Genomic DNA, 23,512 nt, shown 5'->3' on the forward strand with positions numbered 1-23,512 from the left:
CCGGTTCAAGGCCTACAACGACACTTACGGCCATTTGGCAGGTGACGAATGCCTGCGCCTCGTCAGCAAGTGCCTGCTCCAATCGGTGAAGCGGCCCGCCGACATCGTGGCGCGTTACGGTGGCGAGGAATTCGTCGTGCTGTTGCCGGAAACCGATGAGGATGGCGCGCTGGTCGTTGCCGGCCACTTCGCGGACCATCTGGCCGAAGCGAACATCGCGCATTCGCGGAGCGAGTTCGGCAGGGTGACGGCGAGCATCGGCATTTGCTGTGGCAGCGGGCGAACCCTGCGGTCGGACCCGAACGCGCTTCTCTCCGTGGCGGACACCGCACTCTACGATGCCAAGTCGCAGGGGCGTAACCGCCTTGTTTTCCGGGCTCTCGCCGATGGCGGGGACACCCGGAAGGCCGGCTGACACGTCCTTTCGACATCAGGGTTCGGGGCGCGGTCCTGGCCGTTATACGATACGCCCGCGGGCCGCGACCGGCAGCGAACGCATCGACGTCGTATCGGCATCATACACGTGAACCCTATCGACCATGTTGGTCACGACGCAGGCGTGATTGGGAACGATGCGGACACGGTCACCGACCGCAAGATCGATCGGTCCGGCGCTGATGAGCCGGCCATGTTCCTCCGATAGCTGGTCGATTGCGATGTCGTCCCGCCCGAGGACGTGCCCGTACCCGGTCAGTCCCAGCAGGTCGGAGGTCAGGGTCTTCGAGCCGGCGTCGATGATGGCGCGGTTTTCGGCGGGGACCGACACGACGGTTGCGAGTACGGTCAATGCGCAATCCTCCCAGCGGCAAACGCCTCGGGTGACCAGAGACCGGTCGTTGTAGACATAGGTGCCGGGCCGATACTCGGTGACGACCGGCGCATCGGCGGCCTGCATCATCGTCGGCGTCCCGCCCGAGGTGATCGTCGGCACGGGAATGCCACGGGCTTCGATCAACGCCTTTGCCTCCGTCATGAACCGCTCGACGCCCGCTTCGCCACCGGCAGGCGGATAGGTCATCAGCCCGGCGAAACGAAGACCCGGTGCCGTCGCGATGCGGACTGCGAGAGCCCCGGCCGCTGCCGGCGAGCTGACGCCGCACCGATTGGCGCCCGTATCGCACTCGACGAGAACGGAGAGGGGCAGCGGCATACCGCTGAACGTCTTGGAAAGTCCATCCACCACCGCGGCGCTGTCGGCGACGACGGACAGCGTCACCTTTTCGGCAAGCGCGGCGAGGCGCGCGCGCTTCGTTCCGCCGACGATATTGTAGGTGATCAATACGTCGCGGATCGAAGCATCGCCCGCGACCATCGCCTCGGCCTCCGAGACCTTCTGGCAAGTGATACCGATCGCGCCGGCGGCAAGCTGCATCGCGGCGACTTCCGGCAGCTTGTGCGTCTTGATGTGCGGACGGACGGCGATCCCGTGCGCGTCGGCATAGGCTTGAAACGTCCGGATATTGGCTCGGACGACGTCGAGGTCGATGACCACGGCCGGCGTATCAAGGTCATGCAGAAACGTTTCGTTCACCGGCATTTCACACCTCCGAAGGCAATTGCGGGCGCCAGAATAAAAGGCGCAACCAGACCTTTTACGCGAAAACCGTCAGGCGACGGCTTGACAATTCATGGGCGCTGCCGCTCTATGTGTCAATCCAATAAAACAGACACTTGTTCGGTATATTGGACAAAATATCAGACAAAAAGGGGAACGCCATGACCACATCCTTTCGTGCCGGCCTGCTGACACTGGCGGCGGCTACCTCCTTCCTGTCGGCTCTGCCCGCTGCAGCCCAGGAGGCGTCGAGCAAGCTCGACGAGGTTCTCGCCCGCGGCCATCTCGTCCTCGGTACCGGCAGCACCAACGCGCCCTGGCACTTCAAGAGCGCCGACGACAAGCTTCAGGGTTTCGACGTCGACATGGGGCGGATCGTCGCCAAGGCGCTGTTCGGCGACCCGGACAAGATCGAGTATGTCAACCAGTCCTCCGATGCGCGCATCCCGAACATCACGACCGACAAGGTGGACCTTACCTGCCAGTTCATGACGGTCACCGGCGAGCGCGCTCAGCAGATCGCCTTCACGATCCCCTACTATCGCGAGGGCGTTGGCCTGATGCTGAAGGCGGACGGCAAATATGCCGACTACGAGGCGATGAAGGCCGCCGGGTCGTCGGTGACGGTCTCCGTGCTGCAGAACGTTTATGCCGAGGACATGGTCCATGCCGCGCTGCCGGAAGCAACGGTCGATCAGTACGAGTCGGTCGACCTGATCTACCAGGCGCTCGAGTCCGGCCGCGCCGACGCGGCTGCGACGGACCAGTCGTCGCTTGCCTGGTACATGACGCAGAATCCTGATCGCTACAAGGATGCGGGCTACGGCTGGAACCCGCAGACCTATGCCTGCGGCGTCAAGCGCGGCGATCAGGATTGGCTGAATTTCGTCAATACCGCGCTGCACGAGGCGATGACCGGCGTGGAGTTCGATTTCTATGCGAAGTCCTTCAAGACCTGGTTCGGCAAGGATCTGGCGCCGCCGCAGATCGGCTTCCCGGTCGAATACAAGTAAGGGAAGCGGGAACGGGGACGGCCTCCCCGTTCCGTACTCTCGCAGCGACGGGACGTCATGGGTTACACGTTGAATTTCGCCGCCGTCTGGCGCAGCTTCGATGCTCTGCTTGCCGGCCTGGCGTTGAGCCTCGGGCTTGCCGTTATCTCCATCCTGATCGGCGCGCTGATCGGCCTCGTGGTCGCATTCGCGCTGCTGTCGAAGCTCCGCGCCGTCTCTTGGCCTGCGACCGCCTATGTCACGCTGATCCGCAATCTGCCCATCCTCGTCCTCGTGCTCTTTGCCTATTTCGCGCTGCCGCAGATGGGGGTCCGGCTGGGCAAGATCGAGAGTTTCGTCGCTGTTCTGTCGCTCTATTCCGGCGCCTATCTTGCGGAGGTGTTTCGCGCCGGGCTTCTGTCGATTCCGAAGGGACTGCCGGAAGCAGGACTTGCCATCGGGCTGACGCCGATGCAGATCCGCACGACGATCGTCGCGCCGCTGATGTTTCGCAATGTGCTTCCGTCGCTGTCCTCGACGGTCATATCGCTGTTCAAGGACACGTCGCTTGCCGCTGCCATCGCCGTGCCGGAACTGACCTTCGAGGCACGCAAGATCAATGTGGAGACCTTCCGGGTAATCGAGACCTGGATCGTCGCTTCGGGCCTTTATGTCCTCACATGCTCCGTTCTCGCCGCCCTGATGCGTCTGGTGGAGCGACGACTGGCGGTGCCGAGGTGAAGCCATGACGGACTTTTACGCTTTTCTCGATCAGCTCTGGATTGCCCGCCTGGTCATTTTGCGGGGCCTCGGCACGACCGTCTCCATTTCGTTCCTGGCGATCGTCGCGGGCTCGGTGCTGGGTGTCCTTGTCGGCCTGTCGCTCGTTTACGGCGGCCGTCTTCTGCGCCTTGCGATGCGTGCCTATACGGATATCGTGCGGGGGACGCCCGTCCTCGTGCTCGTGCTGGCAAGCTACTACGTCTCCGCAGCGGTCGGCATCGATCTCGGCCCCTTTGCTGCCGGCGTGCTGGCGCTTGCCGTCTTCTGCTCCTCCCATGTCGGCGAAATCGTGCGCGGCGGGCTGCAGGCGATCTCCGCCGGACAGACCGAGGCAGCCAAGGCCATCGGCCTCTCCTTCAGCCAGACCTTCGCCTATGTTCTCTGGCCGCAGGCGCTGCGCCAGTTCCTGCCGGCCTGGGTGAACACGGCAGCTGAAATGGTGAAGGCGTCGACGCTGCTGTCGGTCATCGGTGTCGCCGAACTGCTGTTGCGCACGCAGGAGATCATTTCGCGCAATTTCATGAGCCTCCAGTTCTATTTCTTCGCTGGACTTCTCTACTTCGTCGTCAATTTCGGCATCGAGCGGCTCGGCAAATATGTCGAACGCAAGACCGCCGTGCCGTCCTGAGGAAGCCGAGCCGATGGCCAAGACACTTCTCGAAATCAAAGGTTTGCGCAAAACCTACGGCCCGGTGGAAATCCTCAAGGGGGTCGATTGCACGGTCGCCGAAGGGGAGGTGATTGCGATCATCGGTTCATCGGGGTCGGGCAAGACGACCATGCTGCGCTGCATCAACATGCTGGAGGAGTTCCAGGGCGGCACGATCCGGCTCGATGGCGAGGAGATCGGCTATCACGTCGACGGGGCGGGGCGGCGGCGCAAGTCCGAAAAAGAGATCGCCCGGCAGCGTGCGCTGACCGGCATGGCCTTTCAGCAGTTCAACCTCTTTCCGCACATGACTGCAGCCGAAAATGTCATGCTCGGCCTCGTCAAGGTCAAGAAGCTCGGCCGGTCGGAAGCCCGGTCGATCGCCGAGACCTGGCTCGATCGTGTCGGCCTCGCCAGTCGCGCCGACCACTATCCCGGCCAATTGTCCGGCGGACAGCAGCAGCGCGTCGCGATTGCCCGTGCCATCGCGATGAGCCCGAGGCTCATGCTGTTCGACGAGGTCACCTCGGCGCTCGATCCGGAACTTGTCGGCGAGGTGCTGCAGGTGATCAAGGGCCTTGCAGCCGACGGCATGACCATGCTGCTCGTCACCCACGAGATGCGGTTTGCCTACGAGGTGTCGTCACGGGTCATCTTCATGAACCAGGGCATCATCTGCGAGGAGGGCGATCCGAAGGAAATGTTCGTACGACCGAACACCGAGCGTCTGGCGGAGTTCCTCAAGACGTCCAGTTTCAACTAGAGAAGAAGAGATATCCCATGACTATCAAGCGTTACGGCACTGGAGAAACCGGAGCCGGTGGTCAGCCCCTGCCTTTCGCGCGTGCGGTCGAAGCCGGCGGCTGGCTCCATGTCTCCGGCCAGGTGCCGATAGAGAAGGGCGAGATCGTGCGCGGCGGCATCGTTGCGGAAAGCCGCAGGGCAATCGAGAACATGATTGCCATCCTCGAAGAGGCGGGATACGGCCTTGAGGACGTTGTCCGCGTCGGCGTCTGGCTCGACGACCCGCGCGACTTCTGGAGCTTCAACGGCGTCTATGCCGAGTATTTCGGCACCAATCCGCCGGCGCGCGCCTGCGTGCAGTCGCGCATGATGGTCGATTGCAAAGTCGAGGTCGATTGCGTCGCCTATCGCGCCGATCGCGCCTGAGGCGGCTGCAGGGTCGCCGGAAAAGAAAGAGCCGGCATCAATCGCCGGCTCTCCGTTCCGTTTCGGGCCGGCGGCGCTCGAACAGCCCGTCGCCACGGTGGGTGGCGAGAGCCCGGGCATGGAGCCGCGCCTGACACCCGTCAGGCGACCTGTTCGCTGCTTGCCTTGAGAAAATACCGGGCGGTCAGGTCGGCGGCGCAAATCGGCTTGCTGAACAGATAACCCTGCAGCGCGTCGCAGCCCGACAGCCTGACCATCATCGCCTGTTCCTCGGTCTCGACTCCCTCCGCGGTCACCGGAATGGCGAAGGCGTTCGCAAGCGCGATCGTCGCCTGCAGCACCGCGCCGGCATTGGCATCGTGCTCGAGCGCTTCAATCAGCGAGCGGTCGATCTTCATGCGATCGAAGCCGAACTGGCGCAGGGTCCCGATACTCGCGAAGCCCGATCCGAAATCGTCGAGCGCGATCTGGACGCCTGCTGCTTTCAGTCCGTCGATGGCGCGGCGTGCCTGGTCCGGATTGGAGATCAGCACGCCTTCCGTCAGTTCTATGGTCAATCGGCACGGATCGAATTCCGCCGTTTCGATCGCGTCCCTCACCTGGCTCACGAATTTCGGGTTCTTGAGCTGCAGCGGGGAGACGTTGACCGACAGGGAGATGCCTGGCCAGGCGGCCGCGGCCTTCAACGATGTCTGCAGCACTTGCAATCCAAGCTGGTCGATAAGGCCGGCGCGCTCGGCAAGCGGAATGAACACGTCCGGTCTTATCTTCTGCCCGGCTTCGGTCGTCCAGCGCGCCAGCGCTTCCACGCCGCGGATCTGATCGGAGCCCGCGTCCACAAGGGGCTGGAAGAAAACCTCAAGCCCGCCGATCGACAGGGTTTCGCGCAGTTGCGACTCCAGTTCGGCGAGCCTTACGGTATCCTCGTCGAAGCTTGTTTCGAAATGCACCGTTACGCCGCGCCCGAGATCCTTCGCGCGATAGAGCGCAATGTCCGCCCGCCGTATCAGTTCGCCGACATCGATGTCGGCCCGGGAGACCGCAACGCCGATGCTGGCGCCGATTTCGATGGAGCGGCCGCCGATTTCGAAAACGCGTGACAGGGCAATCTGGATCTGCTCTCCGAGCGGCGGTGTCCGGTCCCCGCCGCCGCTCCCGGCGACCACCGCGAACTCGTCTCCGCCGAGCCGCGCGAGGAGGACGTCGTCCGGCAACGTATCGGACAGCCGCCGTGCGACGGCGACAATAAGCGCATCGCCGACGGCGTGGCCCCAGGCATCGTTGACGCCCTTGAAACCGTCGAGGTCGATGAGCAGCAGGTCGACGGAAGCGCCTTCCCCCCGGGCGTTGGCGAGCATTAGATCGATGCCTTCGAAGAGCCCGGCGCGGTTGCGAAGGCCGGTCAGCGCATCGTGCAGCGCCTTGTGGCGCGCCCGCCGTTCACTGGTGCGCAGATTGCGGCCCGTGACAACGCCGACGATCCCGATCGCCGCCAGGAAGAGAACGAGAATCAGGCCGGCATATTGAATGTCGCCCTCGACGAGGGCGTAGCTCGCGGTGCCGGGCAATTGGGGAGGCCATGTCAGCACGGCGATCGTTTCGCCTTTGACGTCCCGGAGCGGCACGTCGAGCCGGCCGGGCACGGTCTCGGCGTCCAAGCGAAGGCCCGCGATGTTGAAGCCCTCCGCGATGTCCTGCACGACCTCGGCGGTCACATGCTTGGCGAAGACCAGGACGGCGAGATCGTCGCGATCGACGGACGGGTCGGCTTCGTAAGGCTGGATGAGGGCTGCACCGATCAGGGCCGTGCCCTTCGGCGAGTGTATGAAATGCACCGGAACCTGTGCTTTGGCGTCGGCCTGTCGTGCGGCTTGGAGTATGTCACGGAACGTTGCAAAGAACTGCTGTGGCGGCGAAGCCAATTCGTCTCCCGAATGATAGGCCATGACAGGTTTGTTATCGGGTCCGATGACCATCGCGGTGTCATAGAGCGGGTAACCGGCGGTCGTTACGCCCCAGTTTTCAACGGCCCAGGCGAGAGCGTCTTCGGAAGCCATCTGCCGATAGGCGTCGTCCCAAAATGCATTGTCCCGCACGGTTGCCGCCAGTTGTTTGCGCAGGGACTGCAGGGCGGCCTCACCGGCCTGGAGGGCACGACGGTCGTCGATCCGGTCGGCTGTTACGGCCATCGTATCGATGGAGCGCATGACGAGGGTTGCGAGCGCCGTGCCGACGACGATGAATCCTGCTGCCACCACAGCCACGACAAACTGCGTTCGGCGCGCGAGCGACATGATGGGTTTCTGCACGGCATTCAACCTTCGATCGGAAACAACAAATGTCCGCAAGGGACCGCAGATCGGCGTCATGCCCGCAAAGCGTTGCGCCGGCGATCATAAGGCAAAGTTCTAGCTATTTGTTAAACACGGCCTCCGGACGGACCTGGCGAAAACAGGTCCGTCAGCCAACAAGCAATTTCACGTTTCGTCAGGCGCCGATTGGTTGCGACGTCAATACTGTCGCTGGAGCGCCGTCGGGCAGCTCTCGACAGGAATGTCCTGGAACGAACGACAGTGCGGCCGGGCTCAGGTGTTGGCGCGTTGCAGCATGCCGAAGAGATCGCGCGGATCGTCCGGATCGGCAATGATGTCGAGATCCTGGTAGAGACCGGTGCCGTTCAGCCGGTCCCGCACATAGCGAAGCGCTGAAAAATCCTCGACAGCGAAGCCGACACTGTCGAAGAGCGTGATCTGGTTGCGGTCGCGCCGACCTGCCGCTTCACCGGTGATGACCTTCCAGAGCTCGGTCACCGGATAGTCCGGATCCATCTGCTGGATCTCGCCTTCCACCCGGGTCTGCGGGGGATATTCGACGAAGGTGTCCGAGCGCAGGAGAATGTCGCGATGGAGCTCGGTCTTGCCGGGGCAGTCGCCGCCGATCGCATTGATGTGCACGCCGGCGCCGACCATGTTGTCGGAAAGGATCGTCGCATACTGCTTGTCGGCAGTGCAGGTGGTGATGATCTCGGCACCCTCGATCGCTGCTTGCGACGATGTACATGCCGTGATCGTCAGGCCGCAGCCTGCCAGGTTGCGGGCGGTTTTTTCCGTGGCCTTCGGGTCGATGTCGTAGAGGCGGATCCGTTCGATGCCGACGACGGCCTTCATGGCGAGGGCCTGGAACTCGGCCTGCGCGCCATTGCCGATCATGGCCATCGTCTTCGCCCCCTTCGGTGCCAGATGCCGCGCCGCCATGGCGGAGGTCGCGGCCGTCCGCAAGGCCGTCAGCATGGTCATTTCGGTGAGCAGCACGGGATAGCCGGTCGAGACCTCGGCGAGCAGGCCGAAGGCGGTGACCGTCTGCAGACCCTGCGCCATGTTCTTCGGATGGCCGTTCACGTATTTGAAGCTGTAGATATCGCCGTCCGAGGTCGGCATCAGTTCGATCACGCCCTCGCGGGAGTGTGAGGCGACGCGCGGCGTCTTGTCGAAGAGCTGCCACCGCCGGAAATCCGCTTCGATCACGTCGGCGAGTTCGGCGAGCATCGTTTCGATGCCGATCAGATGCACGAGCCGCATCATGTTCTCGACGCTGACGAAGGGGACGAGGGCTTTCTGCGACGGCGCTTGCAACACGGATCGGGCTCCTGGGTGGGCTTCGACGGGGAGAGTAGCAGCGACGGCGGTTGACGGAAATCGCACAACTGTGCTGAAAAGGGCAGAGATATAGGCAAATTGCTCAGTCTTCTTTCTCAAATTGCCAGAAGCACCGCAACAATGAACATCGCAAAATACATTCCCGACGATCTCGACCGCCGCATCATCGCGCATCTGAGGACGGATGGGCGGGCGTCGCTTTCCAAGCTGGCGGACGTGCTTGGCGTGGCGCGCGGCACCGTGCAGAACCGGCTCGACCGGCTGGTCGACACGGGCACGCTCCTGGGGTTCACCATCCGGGTCCGTGAGGACTACGACGCGCAAACGGTGCACGCCGTGATGATGATCGAGGTGACGGGAAAATCCACGACGCAGGTCATCCGCAGACTGCGCGGATTGCCAGAGGTTTATTCGCTGCATACGACCAACGGCAACTGGGATCTCGTCGCCAACATCCGTGCGGCGAGCCTTTCCGATTTCGATCGCGTGCTGCGCGAGGTGCGCATGATCGACGGCATCTCCAACAGCGAAACCAGCCTGCTGCTCAGCAGCGTTTAGGGCTGCGGACCGCTCGCCACGTCCTTGCGGACGTCTTCCGGCGTTACCCGCCATTCTCCCCACCGGGCGCGGCGGAGATGCTGGCATACATGCCGGTCGTGCGGAACTCCGTCGGGCTTGCGCCGAAGTGGCGGCGAAACACCTTGGCGAAGTAGTTCGGCTCCTCAAATCCCGACATGCTGGACACTTCCTTGACGGAAAGGTTGCCTGCCTTGGTCAGAAGCTTCGTCGCTCGCTGCAACCGCTTGCGCAGTACGAATTCGGCCGGCGGCACGCCTTCGGTCGCTGCGAACACCCGGGAGAAGTGCGAGCGGCTGAGGCCCGAGACGCGGGCAAGTTCCTCGACGGGCAGCGGCTTGTCGAGATTCTGAGCGATATGGCTGATGACGTGCTGCATGGCCCGGTACTCCTGCCCGAGCACCGGATGGGAGCCGAAGACGTCGTCGTAGAGCACCATTGCTGCCTCGTAGGCGATTGCCGAGGCGCGTCCCGGCGTCTCGCCGCCGCCGGAAATGAGGCGCAGGCTGCAGTCGGCGAGATGCTCCACCGTTTCGGGCTTGAGTTTCAGAACGGGGCCGGCCATCGCGAGGATCCCGCGATGGATGCGCAGAGCTTCCTCGCCGTTCATGGAAATCCAGAAGAACTCCCAGCGGCCACCGTCCTCCAGCCAGTAGCGATGATTGTGCGGCACGAGCAACAGCAGCGTCTCCCCCGGCTTCAGCCGGTAGGTCCGGTTCTCGTAGCGCAGATTGCCGGCGCCGCCGAGCGTGTGCTGCAGCACGGTGAAAGGCGTCTGCCCGCGCCGCCGCCCGTCCCAGTCGTAGCTCGCATCCGTGCGGATCTCGTAGCCGGTGCTGGTCGGCATCGTGTGCAGACGCTGGCGTCCGCGCGGCAGTGAGACCGTCTTCATTGCGGGGCCGGTCGCGATCAATTTCTGGAGCACAGAATTACCCATGAAAGCACAATACCTCTCTACCAAGACGCACCATTATACGCATAATCCTCATGGACGCATACGGAGCCTGATAATTCAGCGGGAGTGCGAACCGGGCGGTGGAGGAGATCTGCGAAAACGCGGCCGAAGGTGAGCGCGCGATTTTACCCGGTTCTTCGGCAGTCAGATTTCATGGGATGAGGACAGCATGAGCAGGTTCAAGATCACCATCATCGGCGCGGGCAGTGTGGGCTTCACCAAGAAGCTCTTCACCGACATTCTTTCTGTGCGGGAATTCGCAGGGATCGAGGTGGCACTCACCGACGTCAGCGACCGCAATCTTTCGATGATAAAGACCATCCTCGACCGGATCGTCGAGGCGAACGGCCTGCCGACGCTGGTGACGGCGACGACGGATCGCCGCAAGGCGCTTGAGGGCGCGCGCTATGTCATCAGCTGCGTGCGGGTCGGCGGACTTGCTGCCTATGCCGACGACATCCGCATTCCCCTGAAATACGGCGTCGACCAGTGCGTCGGCGACACGATCTGCGCCGGCGGCATTCTCTACGGCCAGCGCAACATTCCGGTCATCCTCGACTTCTGCAAGGACATCCGCGAGGTGGCGGAGCCGGGTGCGAAGTTTCTGAACTACGCCAACCCGATGGCGATGAACACCTGGGCGGCAATCGAATACGGCAAGGTGGATACCGTCGGCCTGTGCCATGGCGTTCAGCACGGCGCCGAGCAGATCGCGGAGATCCTGGGCGCCCAGGACGGCGAACTCGACTACATCTGCTCCGGCATCAACCACCAGACCTGGTTCATCGACCTGCGGGTCAGGGGCCGCAGGATCGGCAAGGACGAACTCGTCTCGGCCTTCGAGGCTCATCCAGTTTTCTCGAAGCAGGAGAAGCTGAGGATCGACGTTCTGAAGCGTTTCGGCGTCTATTCGACGGAGAGCAACGGTCATCTTTCGGAATACCTGCCCTGGTATCGCAAGCGCCCCGACGAGATTTCCCGCTGGATCGACATGTCGGACTGGATCCACGGCGAGACCGGTGGCTACCTGCGCTACTCCACAGAGACCCGCAACTGGTTCGAAACCGATTATCCGAAGCTGCTCGAGGCCGCCGGCAGCCCCATCGATCCGGCGAAGCGATCGAACGAGCATGCGAGCCATATTCTGGAGGCGCTCGAGACGGGGCGCGTCTATCGCGGTCACTTCAACGTCAAGAACAACGGCGTGATTGCGAACCTGCCGGCCGATGCGATCATCGAATCGCCGGGCTTCGTTGATCGCTTCGGCATCAACATGGTGGCCGGCATCAGCTTGCCGGAAGCCTGTGCCGCCACCTGCATTTCCTCGATCAACGTGCAGCGCATGTCGGTGCATGCTGCGGTATCGGGCGATCTCGATCTCCTGAAACTCGCGGTGCTGCACGATCCGCTGGTCGGTGCCATCTGCACGCCGGAGGAAGTCTGGCAGATGGTCGACGAGATGGTGGTCGCGCAGGCGGAATGGCTGCCGCAATACGCCCATGCCGTCGAGGGTGCCAGGGACAGGCTGTCGCGTGCCACCGTCAAGACGCGCGACTGGACGGGTGCCGCTCGCCGCGCAGTTCGATCGATCGAGGAGATTCGCGCCGAGAAGGAAGCGACGAGACTGCGCGCCGCCGGCTGAGCGACGCCTGCCGGCCTTGCCCCGGAGGAGGGGCGGAGCCGGCGCGAATGTCCGGCGCGCAAGGCCGGGCGTAGGTGCTTCGAGGAGGATGATCGTCCGGAACGGGCGGTCGGAAGTATAGGGAGAACAGCGACAATGACACGCATCCGCAATTTGCGGGCCGCCGCCCTGCTGCTTGGCGTCTCGGCCCTTGCCCTGCCCGCCGCCGCCGTCGAGCCGGTGGTCGTGCCTGAACAACCGGTCTTCCCGGCCCAGGGAAAGATCACCTATGTGCCGCGCGACTCGATCCTCGAGTTCAAGGCGCTGCCGTCCTACAAGGAGCCCGCCTGGGTCACGGAAAAGTTCGTCAAGACCGGCAAGCTGCCGCCCGTCGGGGAACGGCTGCCGAAGGAGCCGATGGTCTTCAAGACGGGCAACATGCCGGACGGCATCGGGGTCTATGGCGACACGATCCGCCATGTCATCGGCGGACGGCCGGAAGGCTGGAACTACAGCGCCGGCCAGACGCAGGGCTGGGGCGGCATCGATATCGGCATGTCCGAGTGCCTGACCCGCACCGCACCGCTGTTCCAGGTCGAAGCGAAGGACATGGAGCCGCTTCCCAATCTTGCGAAGAGCTGGGAATGGTCGGAGGACGGCCATAGGCTGACGATGAAGCTCGTCGAGGGCGCGAAATGGTCCGATGGCGACCCCTTCGATTCCGAAGACATCATGTTTTACTGGGACGACAATGTCGTCGACTCGAACGTGTCGCCGCTGAACGGTGCGACGCCCGAGACATTCGGTGTCGGCACGACGCTGAAGGCGATCGACAAGTACACGGTTGAATGGACGTTCCAGGAAGCCTTCCCGCGCCAGCACCTCTATGCCATGGCCTACGGCACCTTCTGCCCCGGTCCGTCGCACATCCTGAAGACGAAACATCCGAAATACGCCAAGACGACTTACGACGACTACAAGAACGGCTTTCCTCCCGAATTCCTGAACGTGCCCGTCATGGGCGCCTGGGTGCCGGTCGAGTATCGCTCGGACGACATCATCGTGCTGCGCCGCAACCCCTATTACTGGAAGGTCGACGAGGAGGGGCACCAGCTGCCCTATCTCAACGAGATGCACTACAAGCTCTCGACCTGGGCGGACCGCGACGTGCAGGCGATCGCCGGCTCCGGCGACTTCTCGAACCTCGAGCAGCCGGAAAACTTCGTCGAATCGCTGAAGCGTGCGGCGCAGGAGACGGCGCCGGCGCGGCTCGCCTTCGGCCCGCGCCTGATCGGCTACAATCTGCGCCTGAATTTCTCGGCCAACGGCTGGGGTGAGCCGGACGAGCGGGCGAAGGCGGTGCGTGATCTCAACCGCAATCTCGACTTCCGCAAAGCCGTCACGATGGCCGTCGACCGCAAGAAACTCGGCGAGGCTCTGGTCAAGGGACCGTTCACGGCGATCTATCCGGGCGGCCTTTCATCGGGGACGAGCTTCTACGATCGGCAGTCGACGATGTATTATCCTTTCGACCTCGAAGGGGCGAAAGCGCTGCTCGAAAAGGCGGGCCTTGCCGACACCGACGGCAACGGTTTCGTCAACTTCCCGGTGGGCACCGCAGGCGGTGCCGACGTGCAGGTGGTGCTGCTCGTCAATTCGGACTACGGCACGGACCGCAATCTTGCCGAGGGCATCGTCGGGCAGATGGAGCAGCTTGGTCTCAAGGTGGTGCTGAATGCCGTCGACGGCACCAAGCGTGATGCCGCCCAGTACGCCGGTCGCTTCGACTGGTTCATCCGCCGCAACGACCAGGATCTGACCTCCGTGGTGCAGAATACCACGCAGCTTGCCGCCACCGGCCCGCGCACGAGCTGGCATCACCGGGCAGGGACCGACGGCAGCGTCGACCTGATGCCGTTCGAGCAGGAGATGGTGGACATCGTCAATGCCTTCGTCGCCAGCAGCGACAACGACAAGCGGGCCGAGTTGATGCGGCAGTATCAGAAGATCGCGACGTCCAATCTCGATACGATCGGTCTCACCGAATATCCCGGTGCGCTTGTTATCAACAAGCGCTTCTCGAACATCCCCGAGGGCGCGCCGATCTTCATGTTCAACTGGGCGGAGGATACGATCATCCGCGAGCGCGTCTTCGTGGCGGCCGACAAGCAGGGCGACCACGAGCTCTTCCCCGAGCAGATGCCCGGCAAGCCGGGCGACAGCGGCCCGATCAACTGACCCGCACTCCGCCCGGCCGGCACGGTCGGCCGGGCAGCCCCTCTCGCGCGTCGCCGGCGCGTAAGCCCGAAACGGCAGGCCGGTGACGAAACAAGGGAAACGACGATGCATCTCCTGCGCTTCCTGCTCGGCCGCGTTGCCGCCGCGATACCGCTGCTCTTCGTCCTGAGCGTGGTGACCTTCGCGATCATCCAGGCGCCGCCGGGCGACTACAGCGACTATATCCGCTCGCAGCTCATCAACCAGGGCGGCGCGTCCTTCGAGGAGGCAGACGCCCAGGCCCAGGCCTACCGCGCGGAACACGGCCTCGACCGGCCGCTGCCGATCCAATATGTCAACTGGATCACCGGGATCGTCACCCGCGGCGACTTCGGCCACAGCCTCTTCTACAACAAGCCGGTCGCGGACGTCGTCGGAGAACGGTTGCCACGCACGCTTGCGCTTGCTCTCGTCTGCCACGTCCTGGCGTCCATTCTCGGCATCACCTTCGGCATTGTCGCGGCGACGCGGCAGTATTCCTGGGTGGACACCCTGCTCTCGGGCGTCTCGTTTCTTGGCATGACCGTGCCGCGTTTCCTGATGGCGCTGATCATCGTCTATGTCATGGTCTTCCACTTCAATGTCTCGGAGATCAACAGCTTCCATTCCGCCCGCTACGGCGGCGCGCCCTGGTCCTGGGGCAAGTTCGCCGATCTCGTGCAGCATGTCTGGCCGGTGATCGCCATCGCCACCTTCGGCGGTCTCGCCTACAACATGCGGGTGATGCGCGGGAATCTGCTCGACACGCTGAATGCGCAATATGTCGAGACGGCGCGCGCCAAGGGGCTGAGCGAGGGTGCAGTTGTCGTCCGCCACGCGGTACCGAACGCCCTGCATCCGCTCATCATGTACCAGGGCGTCGTGCTGCCCTACATGCTGACGGGCGAGATCGAGACGGCCATCATCTTCGCGCTGCCGACGGTCGGCCCAGCGATCGTCGGTTCGATGCAGGTTGGCGACGTCTATGTGACGGCGACCTTCATGCTCGTCCTCTCGGTAACCCTCATCGTCGGCAACATCATCGCCGATCTGCTTCTCGCCGCGCTCGATCCGCGCGTGCGTCTTTCGGGGGCCGCGGCATGACCGTCGATACGCATCCGCCGGTGGGCATGACCGCCGCCCCCGAGGAGAAGCACCACAACGAGAGCTATTCCGCCCTCGTCTGGCGCAGGCTCAGGCGTTCCTTCACCGGCATGATGGGCCTCGTGCTCGTCGGCTTGCTGATCGTCATTGCGGTCTTCGCGGACTTCCTGTCACCTGTCGATCCGAAGGCCACCGGCGTCGCCTTCGCGCCGCCGCAGGCTATCAGCTTCACCGACAGGGACGGCAACTTCGCCTTTCCGCCGAGGAGCTACCCGATCCGCGAGACGGAGGAGCTCGACCCGATCACCTTCCAGCCCGTCGTCGGGCCGGACTACGACAACCCGCAGGTCCTGGGTTTCTTCGTCGAGGGCGCGCCCTACCGGCTCTTCGGATTGATCCCGGCCGACCGCCATCTGTTCGGCACGACGGACGGCACGGCAATCCACCTGCTGGGGACTGACAAGTTCGGGCGGGACGTTTTGTCCCGCGCGTTGCATGGCTCGCGGATCTCGCTGATGATCGCGCTTGTCGTCGTGTCGATCATCACCGTGGTCGGCACGACGGTCGGCATGATGTCCGGCTATTTCGGCGGGCGCTTCGATGCCTGGACGCAGCGTTTCGTCGAACTGGTGCTCGCCTTCCCGCAACTGCCGCTCTATCTGGCGCTCACGTCGCTCATTCCGGTGACGGCGCCCACCAACGTCTTCCTCGCCTTCGTCATTATCGTCATGTCGGCGCTCGGCTGGGCGCAGATGTCGCGCGAAGTGCGCGGCAAGACGCTGGCGCTCGCCCGCATCGACTACGTGCGCGCCGCGATGGCGATCGGCGCGTCCGACCGGCGCATCATCCTCCAGCACATCCTGCCGAACGTGATGAGCCATGTGATCGTCGCCGTGACGCTTGCCATTCCAAGTGTCGTGCTGCTCGAATCCTTCCTCGGCTTCCTGGGTTTCGCGGTGAAGCCGCCGCTGATCTCCTGGGGCTTGATGCTGCAGGATACAGCGAACTATTCCGTGATCGGCTCCTATCCGTGGCTGCTCGCGCCCGTCGGCTTCGTGCTCGTCACCGTCTTCGCCTTCAACGCGCTCGGCGACGGTCTGCGCGACGCAATCGATCCCTATTGAGGAGGTTCTCCCATGACGACATCCGACATTGCCGTCACGGCCCCCGACGAGCGGCGCGACCTCTCGTCCAGAACGGACCGTCCCATCATCGATGCCCGGAACGTCGCTGTCGACTTCACGGTGGAGGGCGGCACGATCCGTGCGGTCCGGGACGTCTCCTTCCAGCTCTACCGCGGCGAGACGATCGCGATCGTCGGCGAATCCGGCTCCGGCAAGTCCGTGACGGCCCGCACGGTGATGGGCCTGCTGTCGAAGCGGGCCGTGACGAGCGAGCGTTCAAAGATCGAATACCAGGGTGAAAACGTGCTCGTCTTCCCGGAACGCCGACGCCGAAAGCTCCGGGGCGACCGCATTTCGATGATCTTTCAGGAACCGATGAGTTCGCTCAACCCGGTCTATACGGTCGGCAGTCAGATCGTCGAAGCGATCCGCGCCCACCGCCGGGTCGGCAGAAGGCAGGCGATGGCGGAAGCGCTCGACCTTCTGCGGCACGTCCAGATTCCCGATCCGGAGGCGCGCCTGAACCAGTATCCGCACCAGCTCTCCGGCGGCCAGCGGCAGCGCGTCATGATCGCGATGGCGCTCGCCAACAAGCCGGATGTGCTGATTGCCGACGAGCCGACGACGGCGCTCGACGTCACCGTGCAGGCACAGATCCTGAACCTCATCCGCTCGCTGCAGCAGGAAATGGGCATGGCGGTGATCCTGATCACCCATGACCTGACGGTCGTCCGGCAATTCTCGGACTATGTCTACGTGATGAGTCAGGGTGAGGTGAAGGAACACAACACGACGGAGGCGCTTTTCCGGAACCCGGTCCATCCCTATACCCAGCGCCTGCTTGCCTCCGAACCGTCGGGCTCTGCCAATCCGTTGCCGGAAAACTCGCCGGTCATGCTCGAAGGCAGCAAGGTGCGTGTCGGCTTCACGCTCCGGAAGGGCAGTTTCTTCCGGCCGGAATACAGCGAACTGCTGGCCGTCAACGACCTGTCGATTTCGCTGCGCCGGCACGAGACGCTCGGTCTCGTCGGCGAATCCGGTTCCGGCAAGACGACCTTCGGCCAGGCGTTGATCCGCCTCATTAATGCGGACGCCGGCGAGATCCGCTTCGACGGCGCGCCGATCCACGGTCGCAGCCGGGCGCAGATGCAGCCCCTGCGGTCGCGCATGCAGGTCGTGTTCCAGGATCCGTTTTCCTCGCTGAACCCGCGTATGGCGATCGGGCAGATCATCGAGGAAGGCCTGATCGTCAATCGCATCGGCGCGACAAGAACCGAGAGGCTCGAGCGGGTGCGCGACGCCCTGTCGAGCGCGGGCCTGCCGACCAACATCCTGTCGCGCTTCCCGCACGAATTCTCTGGCGGCCAGCGCCAGCGCATCGCGATCGCCCGCGCCATCGCGCTCGAACCGGAGTTTATCCTGCTCGACGAGCCGACATCGGCGCTTGATCTCTCCGTCCAGGCACAGATCATCGACCTGCTGCGCCGGCTGCAGGACGAGCGGGGGCTCAGCTACCTTTTCATCTCGCACGATCTCAAGGTTGTGCGCGCGCTCTGCCACCGCGTCGTCGTCATGCAGCACGGACGCATCGTCGAGGAAGGCGCAGTCGAAGACGTGCTTACCCATCCCAAGACCGCCTACACCGAACGGCTCGTCCGCGCCGCCTTCGATGTGGCTGCATAACCAACGACCAGAGGCTACCATCATGAGACAACCCAAGATCACCTTCATCGGCGCCGGTTCCACGGTCTTCATGAAGAACATCATCGGCGACGTGCTGCAGCGTCCGGCGCTTGCCGGCGCCACGATCGCGCTGATGGACATCAACCGTGAACGGCTCGCCGAAAGCGAGATCGTCGCCGGCAAGCTCATCCGGACGCTCGGCACCGGGACGAAGGTCGAAACCCACACGGACCGCCGCAAGGCGCTGGAAGGTGCGGATTTTGTCGTCGTCGCCTTCCAGATCGGCGGCTACGAACCCTGCACGGTCACCGATTTCGAGGTTCCGAAGAAATACGGCCTGCGCCAGACGATCGCCGATACGCTCGGCGTCGGCGGCATTATGCGCGGGCTTCGCACGGTGCCGCATCTCTGGGCGATCTGCGCGGACATGCTCGAGGTCTGCCCGGAGGCGATCCTCCTGCAATACGTGAACCCGATGGCGATCAACACCTGGGCGATCGCCGAGAAATTTCCGTCGATCCGACAGGTCGGTCTCTGCCACTCCGTGCAGGGAACGGCTGGCGAGCTTGCCCGCGACCTCGATATCCCGGTCGAAGAGATTCGCTATCGTGCGGCCGGCATCAACCACATGGCCTTCTACCTGAAATTCGAGCATCGCCAGCCGGACGGCAGCTACCGCGACCTCTATCCGGACCTGTTGCGCGGCTATAGGGACGGGCGCTTTCCGAAGCCCAGCCACTGGAATCCGCGCTGCCCGAACAAGGTGCGCTACGAGATGCTGACGCGGCTCGGCTATTTCGTCACCGAAAGCTCGGAGCATTTCGCCGAATACACGCCCTATTTCATCAAGGAGGGACGGGAGGATCTGATCGAAAAATTCGGCATTCCGCTCGACGAATATCCGAAGCGCTGCATCGAACAGGTCGAACGCTGGAAAAACCAGGCCGCGGCGTTTCGTGAGGCGGATACGATCGAGGTCAAGGAGAGCCATGAATATGCCTCCTCCATCATGAACTCGGTGTGGACCGGAGAGCCCTCGGTCATCTACGGCAATGTCCGCAACAACGGCTGCATCACCTCGCTGCCGGAGAGCTGTGCGGCGGAGGTGCCGTGCCTCGTTGACGCTTCCGGCATCCAGCCGACTCATATCGGCGCCCTGCCGCCCCAGCTGACGGCGCTCATCCGCACAAACATCAACGTGCAGGAACTGACGGTGGCGGCGCTGATGACGGAGAACCGCGAACACATCTACCATGCCGCGATGATGGATCCGCATACGGCCGCCGAACTGGACCTCGATCAGATCTGGTCACTGACCGACGATCTGCTCGCCGCACACGGTACATGGATACCGGAATGGGCCCGGCCATCGCGCAAGGTACAAGCTGCGTGACTTTTTCTCCCGGTCGCGCGGCACAGGCCTCCGGGCGCTTGGCGCCCGGAGGCCTGTCCATCGAATCCGGCCGCCGCCGCCGGTCTGTCGGCGCTGGTGGATAGCGTCGCGGGAAGAAATTTTTCGCCGCCGTGACGAACCGCTCAAGCCGGCTCAGCGATGCGTGCAAAGGCGGCGAGGACAGTGCGCTCGGACTGGGCGAGATAGGCGTCCAGCGCCGCCGCCGCCTCCTTGGGCTTGCCGGCTTCCAGCATCGCGAGAATGTTCGCGTTGAGATCCACGTAGGGTGCGTGCAGCATTTCGGGATCGGGCAGGAGCCCGAAGCTCAGCCGGAGTTCTGCGGCGATATGGGCATAAAAGGCATTCAGGCGGCTGCTGTCGGCGAGATCGACGATCGCCGCGTGGAAGGCCATGTTGGCGCTGCCGACACTGCTCCAGTCTCCGTCCTCGCGGGCCTTGTTGGCCCGCTCGACAGACGTGCGCATGCGAATCACCGCCGGATGTTTCGGATAGGCCTGCTCCAGTGCCCGGCATTCGAGAACCCGGCGCACGCGATAGATGTCGATGATCGATGCCATGCTCGGGGTGGCGACAAAGACGCCGCGGTTGGGTTCGTGGCGCAGGAGCCCTTCCTTGGTCAGCAGGCGGAACGCCTCGCGCAGCGAATTGCGCGACACGTCGAGCGTGCTCGCAAGCGCTGCTTCGGATAATTTCTGGCCGGGCCTGAGCTCACCGGCGATCAGCTTGTCGCGGATTCGTTCCGCCAGGCGCTGCGCCAATGTGCCCGCTGCATCCGCTTCGATCATCTTTTCCTCGGGTAGCATGCGGGGCGCGGGTGCCTCGCGAAGTGAATTGCGACCGTGGGTACGGGGTTCCGGTGTTATGATCGAAGCGGGCTAGGGAGGCAAGCGGACGGCACAATATGCATGATCTTGCGGCGTTTACTGATCAAATGGCGTGCGATTGGCCCAACATTTAGACAGAATGATGGAACGATATAGAAAAATTGTTGAACAATCTTGACAGAATTGTGAAACGAGGTGACGCTGCATTCGTGGATCAGCCCAAGCGCCTTGGGGTGACGTTCTTGGCAATCGGAGATGTCTCATGGAGCAGCATTCTATTCCTTCCAGCAACGCCACCACGGGTGGTGCACACGGGGGCGCCGCGGCTGCGCTGTCCCTTGACGCGCTCAAGTCGCGCCGCGCGTCACTGACTGCCGCGATCTTCCTGATGGCGACGTCCGCCATCGGGCCCGGTTTCATCACGCAGACGGCGACCTTCACCGCCACCATGGGCGCGGCCTTCGCCTTCGGCATCCTCGCCTCGATCCTCATCGACTTCGTGGTCCAGCTCAACATCTGGCGCATCGTCACGCTGACGCGCATGCGCGCTTCGGACATCGCGAATGCTGCCATTCCCAGAACGGGCTACCTGCTCGCGGTGCTCGTCATCGTCGGCGGGCTGTTTTTCAACGTCGGCAACATCGGCGGTACGGGCCTCGGCCTCAATGCGATGCTGGGCATCGATCCGAAATGGGGAGGGGCCGCGAGTGCGTTCCTGTCGATCGGCATCTTCCTGTCCAAGCGCGCCGGCCTGGCGATCGACCGCTTCATCGTCTTCGCCGGCCTCCTGATGATCGCGCTTACGCTCTATGTCGCCTTCGTCTCCGGCCCGCCGGTCGGTGAGGCGCTGCGCCAGACGATCCTTCCCGACACGATCAACTTCGCAACGATCACCACGATCGTCGGCGGTACGGTCGGCGGTTACATCACCTATTCCGGCGCGCACCGCCTGCTCGACAAGGGTACCGTCGGCATCGAGAATCTCGGCGCCGTCAACCGGGCCGCGCTCACCGGCATCGCCGTCACCGGCGTGATGCGCTACGTGCTCTTCCTCGCTGTCCTCGGCGTCGTGGCGAGCGGTGTCGTCATCGACATTTCCGGCAAGGGCGCAAACCCGGCGGCGCAGGCCTTCGGTGCGGCGGCCGGCGACATCGGCATGCGCATCTTCGGCGTCATCCTCTGGGCCGCAGCCATCACCAGTGTCATCGGTGCTGCCTATACGTCGGTGTCCTTCATAACGGTATTCAAGAAGGACATCAGCGAGCGCCAGCGGAACCTGGCGACCGTCGCCTTCATCGGCATATCGCTCGTCGCCTACGTGCTGATCACCACGCCGCCGGCTGCCATGCTGGTCTTCGTCGGCGGCCTCAACGGTCTGATCCTGCCGATCGGCTTCTCGATCTTCGTCTATGCGGCCTGGGCGCGTCCGGACCTGATGGCGGGCTATGTCTATCCGCGCTGGCTACTGGTGCTCGGCGCGATCACCTGCGCGCTGACCTGGTACATGGGTTACAAGTCGATCGGTCCGATCTTCGCGTTCCTCAGCCTGTAAGGGAGGGTTTCATGGCTGTCATCGATCTCAACAGCGATCTCGGCGAAAGCTACGGCGCCTGGCGGATGGGCGACGACGCGGCGATGCTTTCCATCGTCTCGAGCGCCAACGTCGCCTGCGGTTTCCATGCCGGCGACCCGGCCGGAATCCTGGCGACCGTCAGGGCGGCCGCCGAGCGGGACGTTGCGATCGGCGCCCATGTCTCCTACCCGGATCGCGTCGGCTTCGGCCGGCGCGACATGGACGTTACGAGCGGTGAACTCGTGGCCGACGTCATCTACCAGATCGGCGCGTTGAAGGGCATCGCGGCGGCGGCGGGGACGACCGTGCGTTACGTCAAGCCGCACGGCGCGCTCTACAACCGCATCGCCCACGATCCGCGTCAGGGCCGGGACGTGATCGAGGGCATCCGGTCCATCGATCCGTCGCTCGTCCTGATGGGCCTCGCCGGTTCCCCCATCCTCAATCTTGCCCGCGAGGCCGGGCTTGCGGTGGTGTCGGAAGCTTTCGCGGATCGGGCCTATACGCCGGAGGGCGCCCTGGTCTCGCGGCGTGAGGTGGGCGCGGTGCTGCATGATGCCGAGCTGATCGCCCGGCGCATGCTGCGGCTCGCCGGCGAGGGCACGCTCGAGGCGATCGACGGAAGCACCGTACGCATCGATGCACAATCCATCTGCGTGCATGGCGACAGTCCGGGCGCGGTGGCGATCGCCCGGGAAATCCGCCGGCTGTTCGAGGCTGAGGGGATCGAGATCCGCGCCTTTCCGCAGTCCGACCCTCAAGCCGGGGAGAACCGCGCATGAATGCCGTCGCGCATCAGAACCGCGAAGCGGCAGTGGCGGCGCGGCGCCGTTACCGTGCCGGTGCCGTCGAGCCGACCTCGGGCGTCGCACCCGGCTTCACCCAGGCGAACATGATCGTGCTCCCGAGGGACTGGGCCTTCGATTTCCTGCTTTACGCGCAACGCAACCCGAAGGCCTGTCCGGTTCTCGACGTCGGCGATCCGGGCGCCCACGGCACGACGCTCGCGTCCGACGCGGACCTGCGGACCGACCTGCCGCTCTACCGCATCTGGCGGGACGGCAAGCTCGACGAGGAGACGGCGGACGCGACCGCCGCCTGGGCGGAGCACCCGGACCTTGTCAGCTTCCTGATCGGTTGCAGCTTCACCTTCGAGACGCCGATGGCGGAAGCGGGCATCGAGATCCGCCACATGACCGACGGCACCAATGTGCCGATGTATCTCACCAGCCGCCCCTGCCGCCCGGCCGGCCGGCTGCATGGCAACATGGTCGTCTCGATGCGCCCGATCCCGGCCGATCGCGTTGCGGACGCGTCGACCATCTCCGGGCGCTTCCCGGCCGTGCACGGTTCCCCGGTCCATGTGGGCGAGCCGTCGCTGATCGGAATTTCCGACCTGGGGAGACCTGATTTCGGAGATCCCGTCCGCATCGAGCCCGGCGAGATTCCGGTCTTCTGGGCCTGCGGGGTAACGCCACAGGCGGCCGTCATGGCCTCCGGCGTGCCCTTCGCCATCACCCATGCGCCGGGACACATGTTCATCACGGACGTGCCCGATTCCGCCTATCACGCCTGAG

Annotated in this window: 21 protein-coding genes; 16 read left to right on the forward strand and 5 right to left on the reverse strand. The window is 63.8% G+C overall.

The window, feature by feature from the left end; all coding sequences use genetic code 11:
* A partial coding sequence (locus LXM94_RS13820; protein ID WP_235772052.1) for a GGDEF domain-containing protein occupies window positions 1-415 on the forward strand: 415 nt, incomplete at its 5' end.
* A 42-nt stretch (window positions 416-457) separates the two neighbouring features.
* Here the strand turns inward: LXM94_RS13820 and LXM94_RS13825 are convergent.
* Window positions 458-1,537 (reverse strand): D-TA family PLP-dependent enzyme, encoded by a 1,080-nt coding sequence (locus LXM94_RS13825; protein WP_235772053.1) that lies wholly within the window; start codon window positions 1,535-1,537, stop codon window positions 458-460.
* A 179-nt stretch (window positions 1,538-1,716) separates the two neighbouring features.
* Between LXM94_RS13825 and LXM94_RS13830 the strand changes: the two genes are divergently transcribed.
* From LXM94_RS13830 to LXM94_RS13850, 5 genes are read left to right on the forward strand one after another with little or no spacing between them, the layout of a single operon-like run.
* Window positions 1,717-2,568, forward strand: coding sequence for a transporter substrate-binding domain-containing protein (locus LXM94_RS13830; RefSeq protein ID WP_235772054.1), 852 nt, complete (start codon window positions 1,717-1,719; stop codon window positions 2,566-2,568).
* 57 nt (window positions 2,569-2,625) lie between these two features.
* Window positions 2,626-3,288 carry an amino acid ABC transporter permease gene (locus LXM94_RS13835; protein WP_235772055.1) on the forward strand — a complete coding sequence of 221 codons (663 nt, stop codon included), beginning with the start codon at window positions 2,626-2,628 and terminating at the stop codon, window positions 3,286-3,288.
* Window positions 3,289-3,292: 4 nt separating this feature from the next.
* Window positions 3,293-3,958: an amino acid ABC transporter permease gene (locus tag LXM94_RS13840; RefSeq protein ID WP_235772056.1), complete on the forward strand. Its 666-nt coding sequence runs from the start codon at window positions 3,293-3,295 to the stop codon at window positions 3,956-3,958.
* A gap of 13 nt (window positions 3,959-3,971) precedes the next feature.
* The gene (locus LXM94_RS13845) at window positions 3,972-4,742 is read left to right on the forward strand and encodes an amino acid ABC transporter ATP-binding protein (RefSeq protein WP_235772057.1); all 771 of its coding nucleotides are present in this window, start codon (window positions 3,972-3,974) and stop codon (window positions 4,740-4,742) included.
* 17 nt (window positions 4,743-4,759) lie between these two features.
* Window positions 4,760-5,149, forward strand: coding sequence for a RidA family protein (locus LXM94_RS13850; RefSeq protein WP_235772058.1), 390 nt, complete (start codon window positions 4,760-4,762; stop codon window positions 5,147-5,149).
* 140 nt (window positions 5,150-5,289) lie between these two features.
* On the opposite strand, the gene LXM94_RS13855 is transcribed toward LXM94_RS13850, so the two are convergent.
* On the reverse strand, window positions 5,290-7,458 hold the full coding sequence (locus LXM94_RS13855) for a putative bifunctional diguanylate cyclase/phosphodiesterase (RefSeq protein ID WP_235772059.1): 2,169 nt from the start codon (window positions 7,456-7,458) through the stop codon (window positions 5,290-5,292).
* A 276-nt stretch (window positions 7,459-7,734) separates the two neighbouring features.
* Entirely contained in the window at window positions 7,735-8,784 is a 1,050-nt protein-coding gene (locus LXM94_RS13860) for an ornithine cyclodeaminase (RefSeq protein ID WP_408015643.1), read from the reverse strand.
* 141 nt (window positions 8,785-8,925) lie between these two features.
* On the opposite strand from LXM94_RS13860, the gene LXM94_RS13865 reads away from it, so the two are divergent.
* Window positions 8,926-9,363, forward strand: a complete 438-nt coding sequence (locus tag LXM94_RS13865; protein ID WP_235772060.1) for an Lrp/AsnC family transcriptional regulator — start codon at window positions 8,926-8,928, stop codon at window positions 9,361-9,363.
* Window positions 9,364-9,406: 43 nt separating this feature from the next.
* Here the strand turns inward: LXM94_RS13865 and LXM94_RS13870 are convergent, their stop codons facing one another.
* Window positions 9,407-10,318: an AraC family transcriptional regulator gene (locus LXM94_RS13870; RefSeq protein ID WP_235772061.1), complete on the reverse strand. Its 912-nt coding sequence runs from the start codon at window positions 10,316-10,318 to the stop codon at window positions 9,407-9,409.
* Between the two features lie 187 nt (window positions 10,319-10,505).
* On the opposite strand from LXM94_RS13870, the gene melA (LXM94_RS13875) reads away from it, so the two are divergent.
* From melA (LXM94_RS13875) to melA (LXM94_RS13900), 6 genes are all read left to right on the forward strand, one after another.
* A complete protein-coding gene (gene melA / locus LXM94_RS13875; RefSeq protein ID WP_235772062.1) occupies window positions 10,506-11,978 on the forward strand; it encodes an alpha-glucosidase/alpha-galactosidase in 1,473 nt (490 codons plus the stop codon).
* 135 nt (window positions 11,979-12,113) lie between these two features.
* Window positions 12,114-14,195 carry an ABC transporter substrate-binding protein gene (locus LXM94_RS13880; protein WP_235772063.1) on the forward strand — a complete coding sequence of 694 codons (2,082 nt, stop codon included), beginning with the start codon at window positions 12,114-12,116 and terminating at the stop codon, window positions 14,193-14,195.
* 105 nt (window positions 14,196-14,300) lie between these two features.
* Complete coding sequence (locus LXM94_RS13885) at window positions 14,301-15,317, forward strand: ABC transporter permease (RefSeq protein WP_235772064.1); 1,017 nt, start codon at window positions 14,301-14,303, stop codon at window positions 15,315-15,317.
* A gap of 26 nt (window positions 15,318-15,343) precedes the next feature.
* Window positions 15,344-16,441 (forward strand): ABC transporter permease, encoded by a 1,098-nt coding sequence (locus LXM94_RS13890; protein ID WP_235772083.1) that lies wholly within the window; start codon window positions 15,344-15,346, stop codon window positions 16,439-16,441.
* Window positions 16,442-16,453: 12 nt separating this feature from the next.
* The gene (locus LXM94_RS13895; protein WP_235772065.1) at window positions 16,454-18,124 is read left to right on the forward strand and encodes an ABC transporter ATP-binding protein; all 1,671 of its coding nucleotides are present in this window, start codon (window positions 16,454-16,456) and stop codon (window positions 18,122-18,124) included.
* Window positions 18,125-18,143: 19 nt separating this feature from the next.
* Window positions 18,144-19,517 (forward strand): alpha-glucosidase/alpha-galactosidase, encoded by a 1,374-nt coding sequence (gene melA / locus LXM94_RS13900; protein ID WP_235772084.1) that lies wholly within the window; start codon window positions 18,144-18,146, stop codon window positions 19,515-19,517.
* A 143-nt stretch (window positions 19,518-19,660) separates the two neighbouring features.
* Here melA (LXM94_RS13900) and LXM94_RS13905 read toward each other — a convergent pair whose 3' ends face one another.
* Entirely contained in the window at window positions 19,661-20,323 is a 663-nt protein-coding gene (locus LXM94_RS13905) for a GntR family transcriptional regulator (protein ID WP_235772066.1), read from the reverse strand.
* A 427-nt stretch (window positions 20,324-20,750) separates the two neighbouring features.
* On the opposite strand from LXM94_RS13905, the gene LXM94_RS13910 reads away from it, so the two are divergent.
* From LXM94_RS13910 to LXM94_RS13920, 3 genes are read left to right on the forward strand one after another with little or no spacing between them, the layout of a single operon-like run.
* A complete protein-coding gene (locus LXM94_RS13910) occupies window positions 20,751-21,914 on the forward strand; it encodes an NRAMP family divalent metal transporter (RefSeq protein ID WP_235772085.1) in 1,164 nt (387 codons plus the stop codon).
* 11 nt (window positions 21,915-21,925) lie between these two features.
* On the forward strand, window positions 21,926-22,717 hold the full coding sequence (locus tag LXM94_RS13915; protein ID WP_235772067.1) for a LamB/YcsF family protein: 792 nt from the start codon (window positions 21,926-21,928) through the stop codon (window positions 22,715-22,717).
* Window positions 22,714-23,511 carry a putative hydro-lyase gene (locus LXM94_RS13920; RefSeq protein WP_235772068.1) on the forward strand — a complete coding sequence of 266 codons (798 nt, stop codon included), beginning with the start codon at window positions 22,714-22,716 and terminating at the stop codon, window positions 23,509-23,511. The genes LXM94_RS13915 and LXM94_RS13920 overlap by 4 nt, the downstream gene beginning before the upstream one ends.
* Window position 23,512 lies beyond the last annotated feature (1 nt).

Source organism: Rhizobium alarense (genome assembly GCF_021555155.1).
Classification (GTDB): Bacteria; Pseudomonadota; Alphaproteobacteria; order Rhizobiales; family Rhizobiaceae; genus Rhizobium_D; species Rhizobium_D alarense.